The sequence below is a fragment of the Actinoplanes sp. NPDC049668 genome (assembly GCF_044465445.1).
GTDB lineage: Bacteria > Actinomycetota > Actinomycetes > Mycobacteriales > Micromonosporaceae > Actinoplanes.
Map to the genome: position 1 here is coordinate 122,227 of NZ_JBITLR010000004.1, position 16,726 is coordinate 138,952.

The following is a 16,726-nucleotide window of genomic DNA, read 5'->3' on the forward strand; positions in this document are numbered from 1 at the left end:
GCTACAACGCGGGAATGCGCGCGTTCGCCAATGGCAGGTAGGTGACCGGTCCGGCGGCGGCCGGTGCGGCGCCGGCGGAGAGCAGCGCGTCGACGACCGCGGCGGCGATCGTGGTGGCGATCTGCCGGCCGGGGCAGCCGTGCGCCCCGGCGCCGAAGGTGAACACCGCGGGATCGGCCCGGTCGGTGCGGAACTCGGCCGGCGCCTCGTTGACCGCCGGGTCCCGGTTCGCCGCGGCCAGCACGACCAGGATCGCGTCGCCGGCGGCCAGCTCGGCGCCGGCGACCACGACCGGCTCGGCCGCGAAGCGCCGGGTGTTCTGGATCGGCGCGTCGTGGCGGGCGACCTCGGCGACGACGGCCCGCATTCCCGCGGACCCCCGCAGCGAGGCGTCCCGGGCGAGGGCGACCAGCGTGTTGCCGATCAGCCCCGCGGTGGCGTCGAAGGTCTGCGACAGCAGCCCGAGACCGTTGGCGAGCACCGCCGCCGGCTCGGCGTCCGGGCCGGCCGCGCGGACCAGCTCGGCCAGCAGGCCGTCGCCGCGGGCGTCGAGCGCCGGGCCGAGCAGGTCGCGCAGCGCGGCGGCGGCCGTCGCCGCCCGGGCGTTCTGCTCCGGCGTAGCGGTGGCCGGAATGCACTGCACGAAGTCGGCGATCAGCGCGCTCGCCTCGTCGGCGGCCGGGTCGTCCAGTCCGCTGAGGACGGCGACGACCTGCGCCGGCACCCCGAACATGAGGTCGCGGTGCGACGCCTGACGCTTGATCGCGTACGCGGTGCGCTCGGCGGTCAGCGCGGCGACCCGGTCCGCGTCGGCCGTGCCGAGCGCCGCGACCACGGCACGCTTCAGGCGCCGCTGCGGCTCGCCGTCGGTCATCCGGACCAGCCGGCCGAACACCTCACCGGCGGGCGTGCCGACGATGCCGGCGGGCACCGGCGCGGCCGGCGGGCGTACCCGAAGGGCGGGCTCGCCGAGCACCGCCGAGACGGACGCGGCGTCCGCGGCCACCCACAGGCCCAGGTCCTCGTCGCGGCCGAACGGGCGGTCGGCGACCAGGGCGGCGTAGTACGGGTACGGATCGGCGGCGGTCACCGCGGTGATGGGGTTCAGGTCGGGCACGGTCGGTCCTCTCACGACTCACTCGTAACGTCGAAGATCGCGCCGCATTGCTGAGCGCGTCGCAGGTCCAACGATCCGGCGATGACGTCGCGCTGTACCTCGGAGGCACCCTCATAGATGCGGAGCGATCGGATCTGACGGTAGAGGCGTTCCGTGATGCTGTCAGCGACCAGCCCGGCGGCGCCGAACATCTGCACGCAGTCGTCGACGACGGACTGCGCCGCCTCGGTGGCGTAGAGCTTGGCGATCGCCGAGTGCCTCTGGTAGCGAGATTCCCGGTCGGCCTCCCAGGCGGCGCGGGCCACGAGCAGGCCCGCGGCGTTCAGGCGTACGTCCATGTCGGCCAGGGCCGCGCGGACCGTGCCCAGGTCGCCGAGCCGGCTGCCGTAGATCGCCCGGGTCCGGGTGTGCCGCAGGGCGCTGTGCGCGGCCCGGCGGGCGAACCCGACGGCGGCGGCACCGACCGTCATCCGGAACCGGTCGAGGACCTCGAGGGCGATCGCGAACCCGCCGCCGGAGCGGCCCAGCAGCGCGTCCGCGCCCAGCCGCACCCCGTCGAGGTGCAGGTGGCCGAAGGCGCGCGGCGCGACCAGGTCCGCGGGCTCGACCCGGAGGCCGGGCGTGTCCGCCGGGACGAGGAACATGCTGAGTCCCAGCGCGGCGGCGCCCTCACCGGTCCGGGCCAGGACCGCGTACACGTCGGCCGTGCCGGCGTTGGCGATCCACGCCTTGACCCCGTCGAGAACGAAGCCGTCGCCGTCGCGGGTCGCCCGGGTCGCGGCGGCGGCCAGGTCGGAGCCCGCCTGCGGCTCGGAGACGGCGAACGCGCCCTGCAGCGTGCCGTCCGCGAGGCCGGGCAGGAACCGCTCGCGCTGCGCGGGCGAGCCGTGCCGCAGGATCGGCGTCGCCGAGAGTGCCTGGATCGAGAACGCGAAGTCGGCCAGGTCGTCGGCGTAGGCGAGGGCCTCGCGGGCCAGGCACAGCGACCGCATATCACCGTCGTCGGCCGGGCCGCCCGGGTGCAGGAACGCCAGCAGGCCGGCGTCGCCGAGCTCGCGCAGCACGGTGCGGCCGTGCTCGGCGGGCGGGCACGGCAGGGGCCGGCGCCACAGCCCGGCGTTCGCGGCGGTCCAGGCGGTGACCCGCCCGGCCAGCTCGGTGTGCCGCTCGGTGAAGAACGGCAGCCGCAGCATCGCCGGGTCGAGCCCGGCCAGGGTCGGTCGTTCGGTGCTCAGCAGCGTCATCAGATCGTCATCTCCGCGGTGGCGGCCGGCGCGCTCATCGCCCGGACCAGGGGCACCTCGACGAAGTACGCGAACGAGGCGTAGCCACGCCAGATCCGCCGCCACTCGGGCGTCACCGCGTCGGCGCCGACCGTGCGCGCCACCTCGTCGAGGTAGCCGACGATGATCTCCGCCGACTGGCGGGCGTGCCCGGCCGAGAAGTTGTCGATCGACAGGTGCGCCTCCTCGTACACCGGGTCGAAGCCGTGGTGCTTGAGCTTCTGCATCTCGTGCAGGCGCATCTCGCCGAGGCCGAACATCTCGATGCCCAGGTTGTAGCCGAGGATCTCCGGATAGAACGTGTCCGGGAACAGCGCCAGGCTCAGCTGGTGGATCGAGAAGCCGTACAGGTGGTCGGGCAGGTCGCCCTGGTCCAGGAACGCGTCCTCGCGGATGTGCGGCACGTCGATGCCCATGCTGTGCAGCACCTGCACGATGAGCGTGATGTGGTTCTTGCGGATGTCGCCGCGGCCCATCTCGTCGGCGTAGATCGACGCCAGCATGCCGTCGCTGATCCGGTGGTAGCGGCCGACGTTGCCGATCCGGTGCGCCCAGGCGCCGTCGATGAGGCTGCCGAGGGCGAACGTCTTCTGGCCGAAGATGACCTCGTCCCGGTCCGGAATCTCGGTCAGCGGACGGTACGGGTCGACGAGCTTCTTCCAGTAGATCTGCTCCACCCGCTCGAGCAGCGCCTCGGGCGTGTAGTCGAACCAGCTCGCGTCGGTGAGCCGGCCGCCGGCGCCGAACGTGAACAGCAGCTCCGCCGCGGCCAGGTTCGCGGCCGCGTGGTCGCGGGCGATCGGCAGGGTGTTCGGGTACGACTCGATGTTGACGAGCCGGTGGAACAGCGCCCGGTCGTCGGCCGGCGCGGCGACGGCGTAGACGACGTCGTCGGGCTCGCCCGCGCTCAGCGCGTCCACCCAGCGGGCCGCGGCCTCGTCGCCGAGGGTGTTGACCGGCGGATCCGTGTCGGGCAGCGAGCCCTCCTGCGCCGCCTGCGCCCAGGCCCGGAAGACCGCGGCCTCCCGCTCGTCGAAGATGCCGAACATCGGGCCGCCGAACTTGATGGCGCGCACGAACCGGCTGTCGCCGCCGCGGATCGCCTTGAGCTGCCGCGAGTTGCGCATCATCCGGACGAAGGCGCCCAGGTCCAGCTCGGGGTCGTCCAGCAGGTCCGACAGCTTGCGGCCGGCGACGCGCACCTCGCCGTGCTGACGGCCGGCGAAGCGGGCGTGCCGCCCGATGATCTCGCAGACCTTGCCCTCCAGCGGCAGCTCCGCGTACCAGCGGGCGGTCGACTCGAGCAGCTCGACGTGCTCGCGCTCCAGCGCGACGACCAGGTCGGCGGCGGCCAGCATCCGCCGCCGGTCGGCCGGTCCGGCCGCCGCGGCGAAGTCGAGCAGCACCTCGCCCAGCTCGGCGTCGCTCAGCACGCTCGCGCGGCCCAGCAGCAGGTCGTCGACGCCGAGCAGGTGGTGTGCCACGTGCGCGCCGGTGGTCTCGGGCAGGAAGCTGGCGGACAGCCGGGACAGCGAGAGCTGGAACAGCCCGTGCAGCGCGGTCAGGTCCCGGGTCCGGGCCTGGGTGAGGAAGTCGACGGCGTCGACCGCGGGCAGGTAGATCCCGGCCTGCTCGAGGGCCCGGCGCCGCCGATGGTGGATGCCGCGCTGGTGGTTGCCCTCGCCGTGCAGGACGAAGTGCTGGCCGTAGAGCCGGTTCACGATCACCGCGGGCTGGGTGGCCGGCTGCGACAGCGTGTCCAGCCAGCAGCCGCCGATCAGGGCGAGCGGGGCGCGCTGGCGCAGCACGGCGTCGCGTACCTCGGCGTCCTCGATGGCCGCGAGCGCCCGCAGCCGGGGCGCGAGGTCGTCGCGGGCCCGCAGGATCCGGGCGGTGAGCGCCTCCGCGTCCTCGGCCGGGCCGGTGCGCGGCGCCGGCTCGGCGAGGAACGCCGCGACGACGCGGCGGGCGACCAGCAGGCCGACCTGGCTCTCCTGGTCGCGCAGCAGCCGGTGCAGCGCCTCGGCGGGGCGGCCGGCGAGGATCGCGCTCGCCGCCGCGGCGGCGGACGGGTCGAACTCGAACGTCCGAGCCGGCAGCGACGTGATCCTGTCCGGCAGTTCGAAGGCGGGCACTGTGGTCCTCCCAGGCAAGGGTGTTTACGGCGTGGTTCGGGCGCGCAGCAGGACGCCGTGGCGGGCGCCCGGAACGCTGACGGCGAGCAGGTAGGCGTGGCCGGCGGCGATGTCGCCGCGGCCGGCCCGGTCGGCGAGACCGATCAGCGGGTCGGCGGCGAAGCAGTGCCCGAGCCGGGCGATGTTGCCGGTGTCGAGCTGCGCGGCGGTGAAGCCGGCCTGGCGCTCCTTCATGGAGAGCAGCGGCAGGAACAGGTTGGCGGGCAGCACGGCGGACAGGTCGCCGGGCGCCACGCCGGTGAGCTTGGCCAGCTCGTCGTTGACCTGCCGGGACAGCTCCGGGCTGATCTCGTGTGACCAGTCCAGCTGCGCGTTGCGCTGCGCGCTCGCGCAGCCGAGCACCTCGAAGACGGATTCGCCGAGCGCGTCCTCGGTGACGAGGCAGCTCGCGGCGCCATCGCTGAACAGGGCGAACTGCTCGAAGCGGTCCTCCTCGGCGGCGACCCGGTCGGCGGTGACGACCAGGACCCGGCGGTAGCGCCGGGCCGCCACCCAGGCGGCGGCCAGGTCGATGCCGGCCAGCAGGTTGGTGCAGCGGTTGAGCGTGATACCGGTGCAGGCGGCGGCCGGCAGCCCGAGACCGTCCATGACCTCGGCGACGAAGCCGCCGTGCGTCTCGGGGCCGCCCTCGAAGCGGGTGCAGCACAGCAGGACGGCGTCGACCCCGGCCGGGTCGGCGCCGGCGGCGGCCAGGGTCGCGCGCCCGCTCGCCACGGCCAGCGCCGCGACGGACCGGCGGGTGCGCCGCACGCTGCCCCAGCCCCACAGCGCGGGCCGGTCCGGCATCCGGTGCTCCCGGAGCCGGTCGGCGAAGTGCGGCAGCTCGGCGTGGGCGACCTCGATCTCGCCCAGCTCGTACGCGGCCCCGCTCAGCAGCACGGTCGTGGTCATCGGAGCGTGAACACCTCCGTGTCCGATCGCGACGGATCGCCGGGTCGCACGTGCAGCTCCCCGCGCTCGGGCAGCGCGACGACGGCGGCGACCGTCCGCTCGCGGCGGATGTCGCCGTCGCCCGGCACCGTGATCGGCGCCCGCGCGAGCAGTTCCAGGTGCTGCTCCGCGCCGGCGCCGGCCGGCAGGTCCGCCAGCGCGGCCCGGCACGCGTCGAGGCGGCGCAGCGAGGAGTTGCGGGCGAAGACGTTCAGCTCGTCCTGCACCGCGAACTCCGGGTCGAGGAAGTGGTTGGTGTGCACCGGCCGCGCCGCCTCGTGGAACCGCAGCCGGCCGCCGAGCGCCTCGGCGTATCCGGCCCGGTCCCGGTCGCACACCATGAAGCAGCGGGAACTCGCCAGCGGCAGCGACGCCAGCTGCTTGACGGCGTCGCCGACGTTGTCGCAGGTGTCGAGCACGTGGCGGATGGCGAGGTAGGGCGGGACGCCCGGGCCCCACTGCCCGCCGAGCACCAGGTTCAGGCCGACCGCCAGGCCGCCGCCGTTGAGCCCGAGGTAGCCGAGCTGGCCGCCGAAGCTGAGCAGCAGCGAGCGCCCGGTGTTCAGCACGGCGAGCTGGTCGTCGAGATCACCGTTGAGGTCGACCGTCTGCGCCAGCACCGGCTCCGGGCCGGCGATCGCGTACGTCGTGCAGTCGCCCATCGCCGGCACCTTGGAGTAGCCGAGCAGTTCCCGGCGTACCTGCAGCAGCACGGCCTCGCGGTGGGTGAGCCCGGCGCCGTCGGCCAGCCCGCGGATCTCCTCCGCCAGCTCGGGCAGCGCGTCGGTGATCGCCGCCGCGTAGCGGTCGAGCAGCGGGCCCAGCTCGTCCCGGTCGACCGGCCGGGGCAGGATCCGGTCGAGCCGGGCCAGCCCGTCGTCCAGGAAGTCGCGCAGCGCGCCGGCGCGGGCGCTGCCGTGCCGCAGCCCGCGCTCGTACGGGCCGCCGGTCAGCGCTACGGACGGGATCGTCATCGGGCCACCGCGGCCGCGGCGGCGGCCAGGATCCGGTCGACACCGGGCCACTCCGTGCGGAGCACGCTGTAGAAGATCGCGTCGCGGCGCCGCCCGCCCGGCATCGGGTTGAAGCTGCGCAGCACGCCCTCCTCGACGGCGCCGATGCCGAGCAGCCCGGCGCGGGCCTGCTCGTTGAGCACGTCGGTCTTGAACTCCACGCGCTCGGCGCCCAGCACCGTGAACGCGAACCGCAGCAGCAGCCGCTTCGCGGGCCGGTTCAGGCCCTGGCCGCGGAAGTCGCGGCCGAGCCAGGACCAGCCGATCTCCATCCGGCCGTCGGCGTCGGCCAGGTTGCCGTAGCTCATGCTGCCCGCGATCCGGCCGGACGCCTTGTCGATCACGACGAACGGGATGCGCTTGCGGGCACGCAGGTCGGCCAGCATGGTCTCGAAGAAGGAGTCGAAATCCTGCTCGGTCTCCACCCGCGACACGAAGTAGCGCCAGATGTCCGGGTCCATCGCCACGTCCCGCACCGCCGCCCGGTCGCCGGCCTCCACCGGGCGCAGCAGGACGACGTCGTCCTCCAGCCTGGCCGCCGCGGCCTGCTCAGCCCAGGTCATGCTGTGCCCTCCTTTCGCATGCGCTCCTGGCCCTCGCTGCGCTCGGTGCAGTCGCTCATGCCACCGCTCCCTGCTGTGCGGCCAGCGCGGAGACCAGGTCGTCGCCGCTGCGTACGGCGGCGACGTCCTGCTCGGTGAAGCGCGCCACGTCCACGCCGGACTCGTCGCACACCGACATCACCAGCAGCACCTTGTTCAGCGAGGTGAGGCCGTACTGGTCCGCCAGGTCCGCGGACATGTCCAGCTCGTCCGGTGAGACATCGGTGAGTACCTGCGCCGTCCGGTCGCGGACCAGCGCCTCGAGATCAGTGGACATGCACACCATCGCCTTTCGCGGTGATCGCCGTGGAGTACCGCGCCAGAATCTGTGCCCGCCGCGGCTTGTACTGGGAGGTCAGCAGCCCGTTGTCGATGCTGAACGGCTCGGCGGCCAGCACCACCCGGCGGATCTGCTCGTCGCGTTCCAACGCCTCATTGGTCCGGGCCAGGTGCCGCCCGATCTCCGCCGGGTCGGCGTCGCCGGCCGGCGACACCACCGCGACCAGGTGCGTCTGCGCCGGGCAGAACACCACGGCCTGGTCGATCAGCGGGCTGTCGCGCAGCCGCTCCTCGATCGGCCGGACGATCACCTTCTTGCCGTTGTCCAGCACGATCACGTCGTCCGCGCGGCCCCCGATCCAGAGGAAGCCGTCCGCGTCGATGCGGCCGAGGTCGCCGGTGCGCACCACGCCGTCCGTGCCGAAGACGCGCTCGGACTCGCCGGGCGCGGCGAAGGTGTACCGCATGCCGACCGGGTCGTCGCCGCGGACGCTGACCCGCCCGTCGTCGTCGATGATGACGTGCTTGCCCGGCAGGACCTGACCGACGCTGCCGCGCCGGTTCGCCTTCGGGTGGTTCTTGCTCACGATGCACGTCTCGTTGAGGCCGTAGCCCTCGAAGATCGGCATTCCGCAGTCGTCGAAGAACCGCAGCGTCGCCGGGTCGGCGGGCGCGGATCCGGTCCACAGGTAGCGGATCCGGTCGCCGAAGAGCGCCCGCGCCGCCTCGGCGACCTCGATCGAGCGGCGCGCGGCCTGCTCCTCGATGTGCCTCTGCGCCGAGGCGAAGAAGCCCGGCACGCCCATGACCACGGTCGGGCGGGTGCGCCGCATGACCGCGAAGGCCGCGGCGTACGAGCTGATCGTCACGTCGTGGCCGTAGATCAGCGCGGAGTAGACCCAGTACCGCTGCTGCAGCAGCGACAGCGGCAGGAACACGAAGATGTCGTCGTCCGGGCCGTGCTCGAACAGCTCCTGCACCGCGCGCAGCGACGAGTCGATGCTGCCCACCGAGGCGGACAGGCCCTTGGGACGGCCCGTGCTGCCGGAGGTGAATTTGATCGTGGTGGCCTCGTGCCGCTGCCAGGGCAGCGCGATCCCGCCGGGACGCCGGGCCAGCTCGTCGACCTGTGCGATCGGCCTGATCCGGGTGTCGGGGGCGCCGGGAGCGTCGGTGAAGAGCAGGGCGAGCCCGTACTCCTCGATCGTCTGCGGTGTGGCGTCGAACTTGCCCGGCTCGAACCCGCAGGTCACCGCCTTCAGCCGCAGCGCGGCGAGATCCAGCAGCACCCACTGCAGGCCGTTGGCGGCCAGGATGCCGATCCGGTCGCCCGGGCGTACCCCGTCGGCGTACAGGGCCGCGGCGAGCCGGTCCGCCGCGGCGTGCACCTCGGTCAGCTCGATGCTCTCGTCGCCGCCGAGCCGGGCGATCCGCAGCCGGTGCCCGGGCGCCGGCGCGGTCGACACCAGCTGGTTGATCAGGTTGTCGGTCATCGCGCGTCCGCTCGCAGTCGCCGCGCCAACAGGCGTACGGTCCGGACCTCGTACATCTGCTCCAGCGGGATGGTGACACCGAAGTGCTTGCGTACCTCGGTGAGGATGCGGGCGGCGGCAAGGGAGTCGCCGCCCAGGTCGTAGATGCTGGCGTCCGGTGACACGGTCGGCACCCGCAGGATGCCCGACCACAGCTGGGCCAGCTCGGCCTCGACGGAGTCGGCCGGCAGGGCCGGACCGGCCTGCGCCGGTGTCGCGACCGGCTCGGGTTCCGCGGCCGGCGCGGTCTCGGCGAGCCGGCCCCGGTCGACCTTGCCGTTGCGGGTCAGCGGGAGGCTCTCGTGCCAGACCACCCCGCTCGGGATCATGTAGTCGGGCAGGTGGACACCGAGCTGCTCGCGCAGCTCGCCCAGGGTCGGCCGATCGGTGCCGGCGGCGACCAGGTGTGCCGTGAGCCGGTCGCCGTGCGAGCCGGAGCCCCGGACGACCACGGCCTGCCGCACCGCGGCGAGGGCGACCAGGCGGGCCTCGACCTCGCCGGCCTCGATCCGGTATCCGTTGATCTTGATCTGGAAGTCGCTGCGCCCGAGGATCTCGATCGATCCGTCCGGCAGGTACCGGCCCAGGTCGCCGGTGCGGTACAGCCCGTCGGCGAAGCGTTCCGCCGTCCGGGCGTCGTCGCCGTGGTAGCCGCGGGCCACCCCGGTGCCGCCCGCCCAGATCTCGCCGGCCACCCAGTCCGGCCGGTCCCAGCCCTCGGGCCCGCGGACGAACGCGGTGTTGTTGCGGTTCGGCCGCCCGTACGGCACCGGCCGGCTCCCGTCGTCGGCGGTGCCGATCGGGTGCAGGATGTTCCAGATCGTGGTCTCCGTCGGGCCGCCGAGCGAGACGACCTCGAGGTCCGGCTTCAGCCGCAGCAGCGCGGCCGGCAGCTCGGCCGGGATCCGGTCGCCGCTCATCATCACCAGGCGCAGGCTGTCCAGCCGGGACGGATCGGCGGCGGCCTGCTCGTGCAGCAGGGCGACGATCGCCGGCACCGAGTTCCACACGGTGACGCCGTGCCGGGCGCACAGGTCCAGCCAGTGCCCGGGATCCGCGGCCCGGTCCGCGTCCGGCAGCACGATCGCCGCGCCGACCGACAGGGCGCCGAAGACGTCGTAGACCGACAGGTCGAAGTTGAACCCGCTGATGCCGAAGAAGCGGTCGGTGGCGTCGACGCCGAACCGCGCCGTGCAGTCCGCGACCACGTTGGCCACGTTGCGGTGGCTGACCATGACGCCCTTGGGCTGCCCCGTGGTGCCGGAGGTGTAGAGCACGTAGGCCAGGTCGTCGACGTGCCCCCGGGCGGGGGAGTCGACGGTCTCGGCCGGGAGCACGTCGTCGAGCAGGAGCGCGTCGGGCTCCGCGCCGGGCGCGTTGGTCAGGACGTAGCGGACCTTGCCGTCCTCCAGCAGGAAGGCGCGCCGCTCCGCGGGCAGGCCGGCGTCGACCGGCAGGTACGCGGCGCCGGTCAGCAGCGTGGCCAGGATGCCGACGATCTGCTCCGGCCCGCGCCGCATGACCAGCCCGACGAGGTCGCCGCGGCCGACGCCGCGCTCGCTGAGCCAGCGCGCGGCGCCCTGCGCCCGGCGCACCAGCTCGGCGTAGGTCACCACGCCGTGCGCGGTGATGATCGCCGGCTCGCCGGGCCGCTCGGCCGCCCGGTCCAGGATGTCCTGCCAGAGCAGCCGGTCGGCCTCCGGCGCTTCGGTGGCGTTCGCCTGCTCCCGGCGCCGCCGCTGGCCGGCGGGGAGCAGGTCGAGGAGCGCCGAGTCCCACGCGGCGTCGTCGCAGAGGCTCTCCAGCAGGCGCTGGTAGCCGGACACGAGGTCGGCCGGCAGGCCGTCCGGGAACAGCTCGTCGACGGAGTCGACCTGGACGAGCAGTGCGCCGTGCTGCTCCATCGCGAAGACGTTGAGGTACACCTGCGGCGTCTGGCTGACCGAGAAGACCTCGGGCCCGAAGAGATCCAGGGCGGAGCCGTCGACGCCGGCCCGCACGTACCCGATGGCGCAGTTGAAGGTGTACGGCGCGCGGGCCGCCCGGCCGGCGCGGCCGAGCTCCTTGAGCACCTCGACGCCCGACACGTGCCGGTTCTCCAGGGCCTGGCGCAGGTTCCGCTGGATCGTCGCGCAGCGCGCGGTGAAGTCCGCGCCCGCCTCGACGACGGCCTCGACCAGCATGACGTCGGAGAAGTTGCCGATCGCGTCGAACACCCGGGGGTGGATCGGCGGACGGTTGGCCACCGTGGTGTTGACCGTGAACCGCTCGCCGGCACCCCAGTACGCCAGCGTCTGCGCGTACGCGGTGAGCAGCACGGCGTTCGGCGTCAGCCCGCGCCGCCGGGCGATCCCGGTGAGCCGCGCCCACTGCCCCTGATCGAGGCGGACCTCCCGCTGGGTGAAGCGGGGGCGCCGCACCGCGGCGGGGTTCGCCGCCAGCGGCAGCTCCGGCACCGGCGCCAGATCGTCCATGCGCTCGCGCCACCAGCTCAGCGAACGCGCCGCGGGCGCGGACGCCGCGGCCTGCTCGAGCTCGCGGGCGTAGTCGCCGAACGCCAGCTCGGGCCCGGCCGGCTCCTCGCCCTGGTACGCCTGCCACCAGGCCCGGAAGAACAGGAACATGCTGATCCCGTCCATCACCAGGCCGTCGTGGCTGACGTGCAGCACCATGAGGTCGTCGGTCAGGACGCTGACCTCGGCGTGCACCAGCGGCGGGCGGCCGAGCGGCAGCACCCGGTGCGAGGCACGCTCGCGAAAGGCGGCGCGGGCCCGCTCCCGGTCGCCGGCCGCCAGGGCGCGCAGATCACGGACCCGGATGTGCACCGGCACGTCGTCGTGCACGATCTGGCGCCCGCCGGCGGTGAACTCGGTGCGCAGCGCGGAGTGCCGGGCGACCACCGAGGCCAGCGCCGCCCGCAGACGCGGGACGTCCCAGCTGCCCTCGAACTCGTGATAGACGTGGCTGGCACCGCCGCCCAGCTCCGCCACCTCGCCGCGGCCGACGAGGTAACCGCGCTGCAACGGGGTGATCGGGTCGCCCGGCGGCGCCGCGAAGTGCGCCAGCAGGTCGGCCTTGGCGGCGCGGATCCGGGCGACCAGCTCGGTGTCCATCCGCTCGGTCGGTCCCTGCAGGCGCAGATCGCCGCCGGTGGCGGTGATGCTCAGCCCGCGCGCCCCGATGTCGCGCAGCAGCTCCTGAATGGTCATGCCGGCACAGCCTCGCGCTCCATGAGCGCCGCGAGCTCGGTGACGGTTGCCGCGCCGAGCAGCTCGTCGATGCTGATCTCCGTGCCGCTGTGCTCGAGGATCTGGTACTGCAGGGTGACGGCGTGCAGCGACGTCGCGCCGAGCTCGGTGAGGGTGTGCCCGGCGACCTCCTTGCCGGGGTTCAGCAGCGCCGTCACGGTCTCGCTCAGCCAACCGAGCTGCGCCGGCTCGGCGGTTCCGGGCGCCCGGAAGAAGACCCGGTCCGCAAGGCTGATCGTCGAGCCCGGCTCGACGAGGGCGACCGTGGTCGGCCAGGCCTCGATCGACTTCCCGCCGAGGGCCTCCGCGAGCTTTGCGGCGAAGCGCGGCATGACCGGCGTCGCGCAGGCCGCCAGGAGCTTGGCCGCGGCCAGCTCGAGGGCGATGGCGGTGCGGGCCTCGTCGCGCCAGCCCGCCGACTGCGCCACCCGGGCCTCCTGCGCCACGAAGCGGCGCACGTCGGAGACGATGCCGTCCAGCTCGGCCGAGGCCTGGTTGAGGGAGAACCCGTCCGGGCCCAGCGCGCCGGTCACCGCGGTCAGGCGGGCGGCCAGCCGGGCGAGGAAGGCGGTGTGCTCCGGCGTCCAGTTGCCGGCGTCGGGCGCGGTTCCGCCGTACGTCTCGGTGACGCGGCGCCCGAGGTCGTGCAGCCACTGCTGCCAGCCGCCGATCAGGGTGTCGCGCACCGCGGCCTCGTACGCGGAGAGCTCGAAGTTGGTCCGCCGCCCCTCGGACCGGATCCGGGAGAGGTAGTAGCGCACCGCGTCGACGGTGTCCGGGTTCAGGATCTCCTTGCCCCAGATCGCGTGCCGCCGGCTCGTGCTGAACTTCGCGCCGTCGAGAAGCAGGAACTCGTTCACGTGATAATCGATGTCCGGCGTCCATCCTGGATACGCCAGCTTGTACAGCACCGGGTAGAGGATCGCGTGGTAGAAGCTGTTGTCGTAGCCGAAGAAGTGGACGATCTTCCAGTCCGGCCGCGGCTCGTGCGCACGCCAGCCGGTGCCCAGCCGGTCGCCCAGCTCGGCGATGCCGTGCAGGAACCCGTAGGACATCTCGGGCCACACCCAGATGACCTGGTCGGTCACGCCGGTCTCGGCGGGCGGGACGCCCCAGCCCGACGGGTGGCTGACCGGCACGTCGACCCGGCCGCGGGCGAACAGCCGCTCGGCGAGCTCGCGCAGCCGGGCCGGAACCCGGCCGAGGTGGTGGTGCTCGGCGATCGCGGGGGCGTGCTCGTGCAGCGGGAGCAGGTAGCGGCTCTGCGCGCCGACGACCGGCGGCACCGCGGAGTGCCGGGTGACCGGGTCGACCAGGTCGTGGCAGAAGTTCGGCTCGCCGCACTCCTCGCAGATGTTGCCGCCGGCGCCCGATCCGCAGTGCGGGCAGCCGCCGGAGACGTCGACCTCGTAGAGGTAGCGGCCGGTCTCGCCGTCGAGCAGCGCGGGCGCGTCACCGGGCGCGATCCCGCCCGAGTCGACCAGCCGGGAGAAGAACGCCCGCAGCTGCTCGCGGTAGGTCGGGTCGGCGTCGGTCACCGTGTACTGGTCCAGCGGCACGTCGAGCAGTTCGAGGGTACGAGCGATCTCGGCGCTGTAGTGCGCGGCGGTCTCGGCCGGCGTGCGGCCCTCCCGGCGTGCGCACTCGACCACGTAGCTCTGGTAGTCGTCGCTGCCGGTCAGGTGCCAGGCCTCGTTGCCGATCAGCCGCTGGAAGCGCACGTAGACGTCGGCGCCGAGGTACGGGCCGGAGAGGTGGCCGAGGTGCAGGTCCCCGTTGGGGGTCGGCGGGGTGGAGAAGACGAAGACGGGACGGTCGCGCAGCCGGCCCCGCTCGACGGTGCCGGCCCGCTGGCCGGCCCGCTCGGCGTCCCGCCAGTAGAGCGTGGCGAAGATCAGGTCCGTCTCGCCGTCGTTCTCGATGACGTGCGTCTCGAACGGCTCGAACTGGGCGACCGAGCCGGGCTGGACCCGGTGCCGGCGCCCGTCGACGATCAGCTCACCGGAGCCGGCGACGATGACGAACGTCTCGGTCTCGTCGTGCTGGTGCGGATCGGAGCTGACCCCGGGCCGTACCCGGCCCCAGCCGGCACCGACGCCGAGGCCGTCGATGCCGCTCATGTCGATGCCGAAGGCATCGGAGAGTTCGGAAACGTCGTAGCTGCTGAGAATCATCACAGGCCTTTCGCGTCGAGCAGGTCCACGGCCTCGGCGGCGATCGCCGGCCCGAGGCGGTACCCCGACCCGTTGGCGCCACCGGCGAAGACGATGCGTCCGGCCGCGTCGAGGGCACGGACGGCGGGTTGACGGTCGGGGGTGTACGCGTCACAGAAGACGCGTCCGGAGGTGCAGCGGCCGGCCAGCTCGGGCGAGTACCGCTCGAGCACGGCGCGGGCCTCGCGCAGGTGGTTCGGCCGCAGGGCCGGTGCCGCGGCGCCGGGGTCGGCGTCCCACTCCTGGCACGTGTAGCTGAACAGCCAGTCGCCGCGGTGCCGCAGCGGCAGCAGGAACGCGTCCTCGTCGTGCATGACGACGCACGGGTCGGCCTCGCCGACCGGCTCGTCGACGTGCATCGCCACGATCCGCTTGATCCTGATGTCGAGCGGGGCGAGCAGCTCGCTCCACGCCGCGTCGCCCGTCCACGGGCCGGGCGCCAGCACGACCCGGCCGGCGACCAGCTCCTCCCCGGTGGACAGGCCCAGCCGCACGGCGTCGGCGCCGGGCCGTACCGCGGTGACGGCGACGCCCTCGCGTACCCCCGGCGGCGCCAGCCGGGCGGCGAGCGCGCCGACCTCGGCGTAGTGGCCACCCTCGACGGTCCAGGCCAGCGCGCCGGGCGGCACCGCGACGTCCGGCCGGCCGGTGCCGGCGGCCTCGGCCAGCTTCGCGCTCGGCAGGTACGCCTCCCGCACGGCGTCGGCGGAGCCGGCGTCGGCGACGATCGTCATGGCGAGCGGATGGATCGGGGCGCCGGGATCCTGCTCGGCGAGCCGGGCGTAGTACGCCTCGCTGTACGCCGACATGTCGCGGACCCGGGCCGAGGCGCCCCGGGGGAAGTGCAGGCCGGCGGAGCGGCGGCTGGCGCCGGAACCCGCCGCGTCGCGGTCGAGGACGACGACCCGGGCGGACGGGTCGCGGCGGCCGAGCTCGCGGGCGATCAGGGTGCCCACGATGCCGGCGCCGACGACGGCGACGTCGGCGTTCACGACGCCACTTCCTGCTTGCTCGACCACTCGATGAACGAGGGGGTCTGGTTCTCCGTCCGGACGCCGCGGATCTTGTCGACGATCCGCTGCGCGCGCCAGGCGAGCAGGCTCAGGTTGGGGTCGGCGAGCCCGCGCTGCCCACGCGCCGCGTTCTGCACGAAGATGTTGCGGTCGGCCGGGCCGTCCCAGGCCACCGCGAAGCTGTCGTCGATGCGCAGCTCGTCGCCCTCGCGCTCCAGCCGGTGCGCGATCGGGGCGAGGAAGTCCATCCGGGCCGGGCGGAAGCCGGTGGCCCAGACGATGACGTCGACGTCGAGCTCCTCGCCGACATCGTGCAGGTCGTTGTGCGCCAGCGTGATCTTCCAGCCCTTGTCCTCGGCGCCGGTCACCTGCAGCACCTCGCGGTTCGGGTACAGGGCGAACAGGTCGACGCCGCCGTGCACGAACCGGTGTAGGTAGGCGCGCTGGTAGATGTCGCGCAGCGTCTGCTCGGAGATGCCGTCGCTGGTGAGGATGTGACGGCGGCTGAACGCGTCGCGGGTGGTCCGCTCGAGCTTGGCGAAGTAGTCCGAGAAGGACGGCATGTAGTAGTCGTTGGTGAAGGGCGAGTCGTCGATCGGCAGGAAGTTGGGCCGCCGCGACACCCACGCCACCCGCCGGGGCAGCTCGCTCTCGGTACGCGAGATGAGGTCGAGGAACGCCTCCGCACCGGACTGTCCGCCGCCGACCACCGCGACCCGCTTGCCGGCCAGCTCGCTCGCGCGGTACATGTACTCGCTGATGTGGAACTGGGTGGGGCCGAGGGCGTCCCGGGCGTGCTGCGGCACCCAGGTCTCGGTGCCGACCCCGATCGCGATGTTGTCGGCCCGCATCGTGCCGGCGGTCGTGCGTACCAGGAACTCGCCGTCGAAGTCGACCGAGAGCACCTCCTCGCCGAACGCGATGTTGGCGTTGCGCTGGCTGGCCCACTGCATGTAGTTGCGGAACTCCTGCCGCGGCACGGCGTCGAACTGCGCGTTGATGAAGTGGTACAACCGGCCCTGCTCGTGCAGGTAGGACAGGAACGAGAAGGCGTTCGTCGGGTCCGAGAGCGTGACGAGGTCCTTCAGCGTCGACACCTGCAGGGTCGCGCCGGGCATCTGCTGTCCGTCGTGCCAGCCGAAGGTCGGCCGGCGCTCGATGAAACGGTTCGTGATCTCGGAGTGCCCGTGCATCAGGCTGGCCAGGCTCAGATTCGCCGGCCCCGCACCGATGCCGAGGCAGCGAAAGTGCCTGTCATCATCGTCCCGCGACTTGGCTTCCACGCTCAGAATCACCTTCCT

At 73.5% G+C, this 16,726-nt stretch carries 12 protein-coding genes; all 12 read right to left on the reverse strand.

The window, feature by feature from the left end:
- Nucleotide 1: 1 nt before the first annotated feature.
- From ACIBSW_RS17950 to ACIBSW_RS18005, 12 genes are read right to left on the reverse strand one after another with little or no spacing between them, the layout of a single operon-like run.
- Nucleotides 2-1,132, reverse strand: a complete 1,131-nt coding sequence (locus ACIBSW_RS17950; RefSeq protein ID WP_354725982.1) for a cytochrome P450 — start codon at nucleotides 1,130-1,132, stop codon at nucleotides 2-4.
- On the reverse strand, nucleotides 1,129-2,361 hold the full coding sequence (locus tag ACIBSW_RS17955; protein ID WP_354725984.1) for an acyl-CoA dehydrogenase family protein: 1,233 nt from the start codon (nucleotides 2,359-2,361) through the stop codon (nucleotides 1,129-1,131). Before ACIBSW_RS17955 ends, ACIBSW_RS17950 begins: the two co-directional genes overlap by 4 nt.
- Nucleotides 2,361-4,535: an iron-containing redox enzyme family protein gene (locus tag ACIBSW_RS17960; RefSeq protein WP_354725986.1), complete on the reverse strand. Its 2,175-nt coding sequence runs from the start codon at nucleotides 4,533-4,535 to the stop codon at nucleotides 2,361-2,363. The genes ACIBSW_RS17955 and ACIBSW_RS17960 overlap by 1 nt, the downstream gene beginning before the upstream one ends.
- A gap of 24 nt (nucleotides 4,536-4,559) precedes the next feature.
- The gene (locus ACIBSW_RS17965) at nucleotides 4,560-5,486 is read right to left on the reverse strand and encodes a 3-oxoacyl-ACP synthase (protein WP_354725988.1); all 927 of its coding nucleotides are present in this window, start codon (nucleotides 5,484-5,486) and stop codon (nucleotides 4,560-4,562) included.
- Complete coding sequence (locus ACIBSW_RS17970; protein WP_354725990.1) at nucleotides 5,483-6,499, reverse strand: C45 family peptidase; 1,017 nt, start codon at nucleotides 6,497-6,499, stop codon at nucleotides 5,483-5,485. The genes ACIBSW_RS17965 and ACIBSW_RS17970 overlap by 4 nt, the downstream gene beginning before the upstream one ends.
- Nucleotides 6,496-7,101 carry a GNAT family N-acetyltransferase gene (locus ACIBSW_RS17975; RefSeq protein WP_354725992.1) on the reverse strand — a complete coding sequence of 202 codons (606 nt, stop codon included), beginning with the start codon at nucleotides 7,099-7,101 and terminating at the stop codon, nucleotides 6,496-6,498. Before ACIBSW_RS17975 ends, ACIBSW_RS17970 begins: the two co-directional genes overlap by 4 nt.
- A 55-nt stretch (nucleotides 7,102-7,156) precedes the next feature.
- On the reverse strand, nucleotides 7,157-7,417 hold the full coding sequence (locus ACIBSW_RS17980) for an acyl carrier protein (RefSeq protein ID WP_354725994.1): 261 nt from the start codon (nucleotides 7,415-7,417) through the stop codon (nucleotides 7,157-7,159).
- Nucleotides 7,407-8,912 (reverse strand): AMP-binding protein, encoded by a 1,506-nt coding sequence (locus ACIBSW_RS17985; RefSeq protein WP_354725996.1) that lies wholly within the window; start codon nucleotides 8,910-8,912, stop codon nucleotides 7,407-7,409. Before ACIBSW_RS17985 ends, ACIBSW_RS17980 begins: the two co-directional genes overlap by 11 nt.
- Nucleotides 8,909-12,160 carry an amino acid adenylation domain-containing protein gene (locus ACIBSW_RS17990; RefSeq protein WP_354725998.1) on the reverse strand — a complete coding sequence of 1,084 codons (3,252 nt, stop codon included), beginning with the start codon at nucleotides 12,158-12,160 and terminating at the stop codon, nucleotides 8,909-8,911. Before ACIBSW_RS17990 ends, ACIBSW_RS17985 begins: the two co-directional genes overlap by 4 nt.
- Nucleotides 12,157-14,373, reverse strand: coding sequence for a class I tRNA ligase family protein (locus tag ACIBSW_RS17995; protein WP_354725999.1), 2,217 nt, complete (start codon nucleotides 14,371-14,373; stop codon nucleotides 12,157-12,159). Before ACIBSW_RS17995 ends, ACIBSW_RS17990 begins: the two co-directional genes overlap by 4 nt.
- Nucleotides 14,373-15,404, reverse strand: a complete 1,032-nt coding sequence (locus ACIBSW_RS18000; RefSeq protein ID WP_354726001.1) for an FAD-binding oxidoreductase — start codon at nucleotides 15,402-15,404, stop codon at nucleotides 14,373-14,375. The genes ACIBSW_RS17995 and ACIBSW_RS18000 overlap by 1 nt, the downstream gene beginning before the upstream one ends.
- Complete coding sequence (locus ACIBSW_RS18005; RefSeq protein WP_354726003.1) at nucleotides 15,401-16,708, reverse strand: SidA/IucD/PvdA family monooxygenase; 1,308 nt, start codon at nucleotides 16,706-16,708, stop codon at nucleotides 15,401-15,403. Before ACIBSW_RS18005 ends, ACIBSW_RS18000 begins: the two co-directional genes overlap by 4 nt.
- Nucleotides 16,709-16,726: the final 18 nt, after the last annotated feature.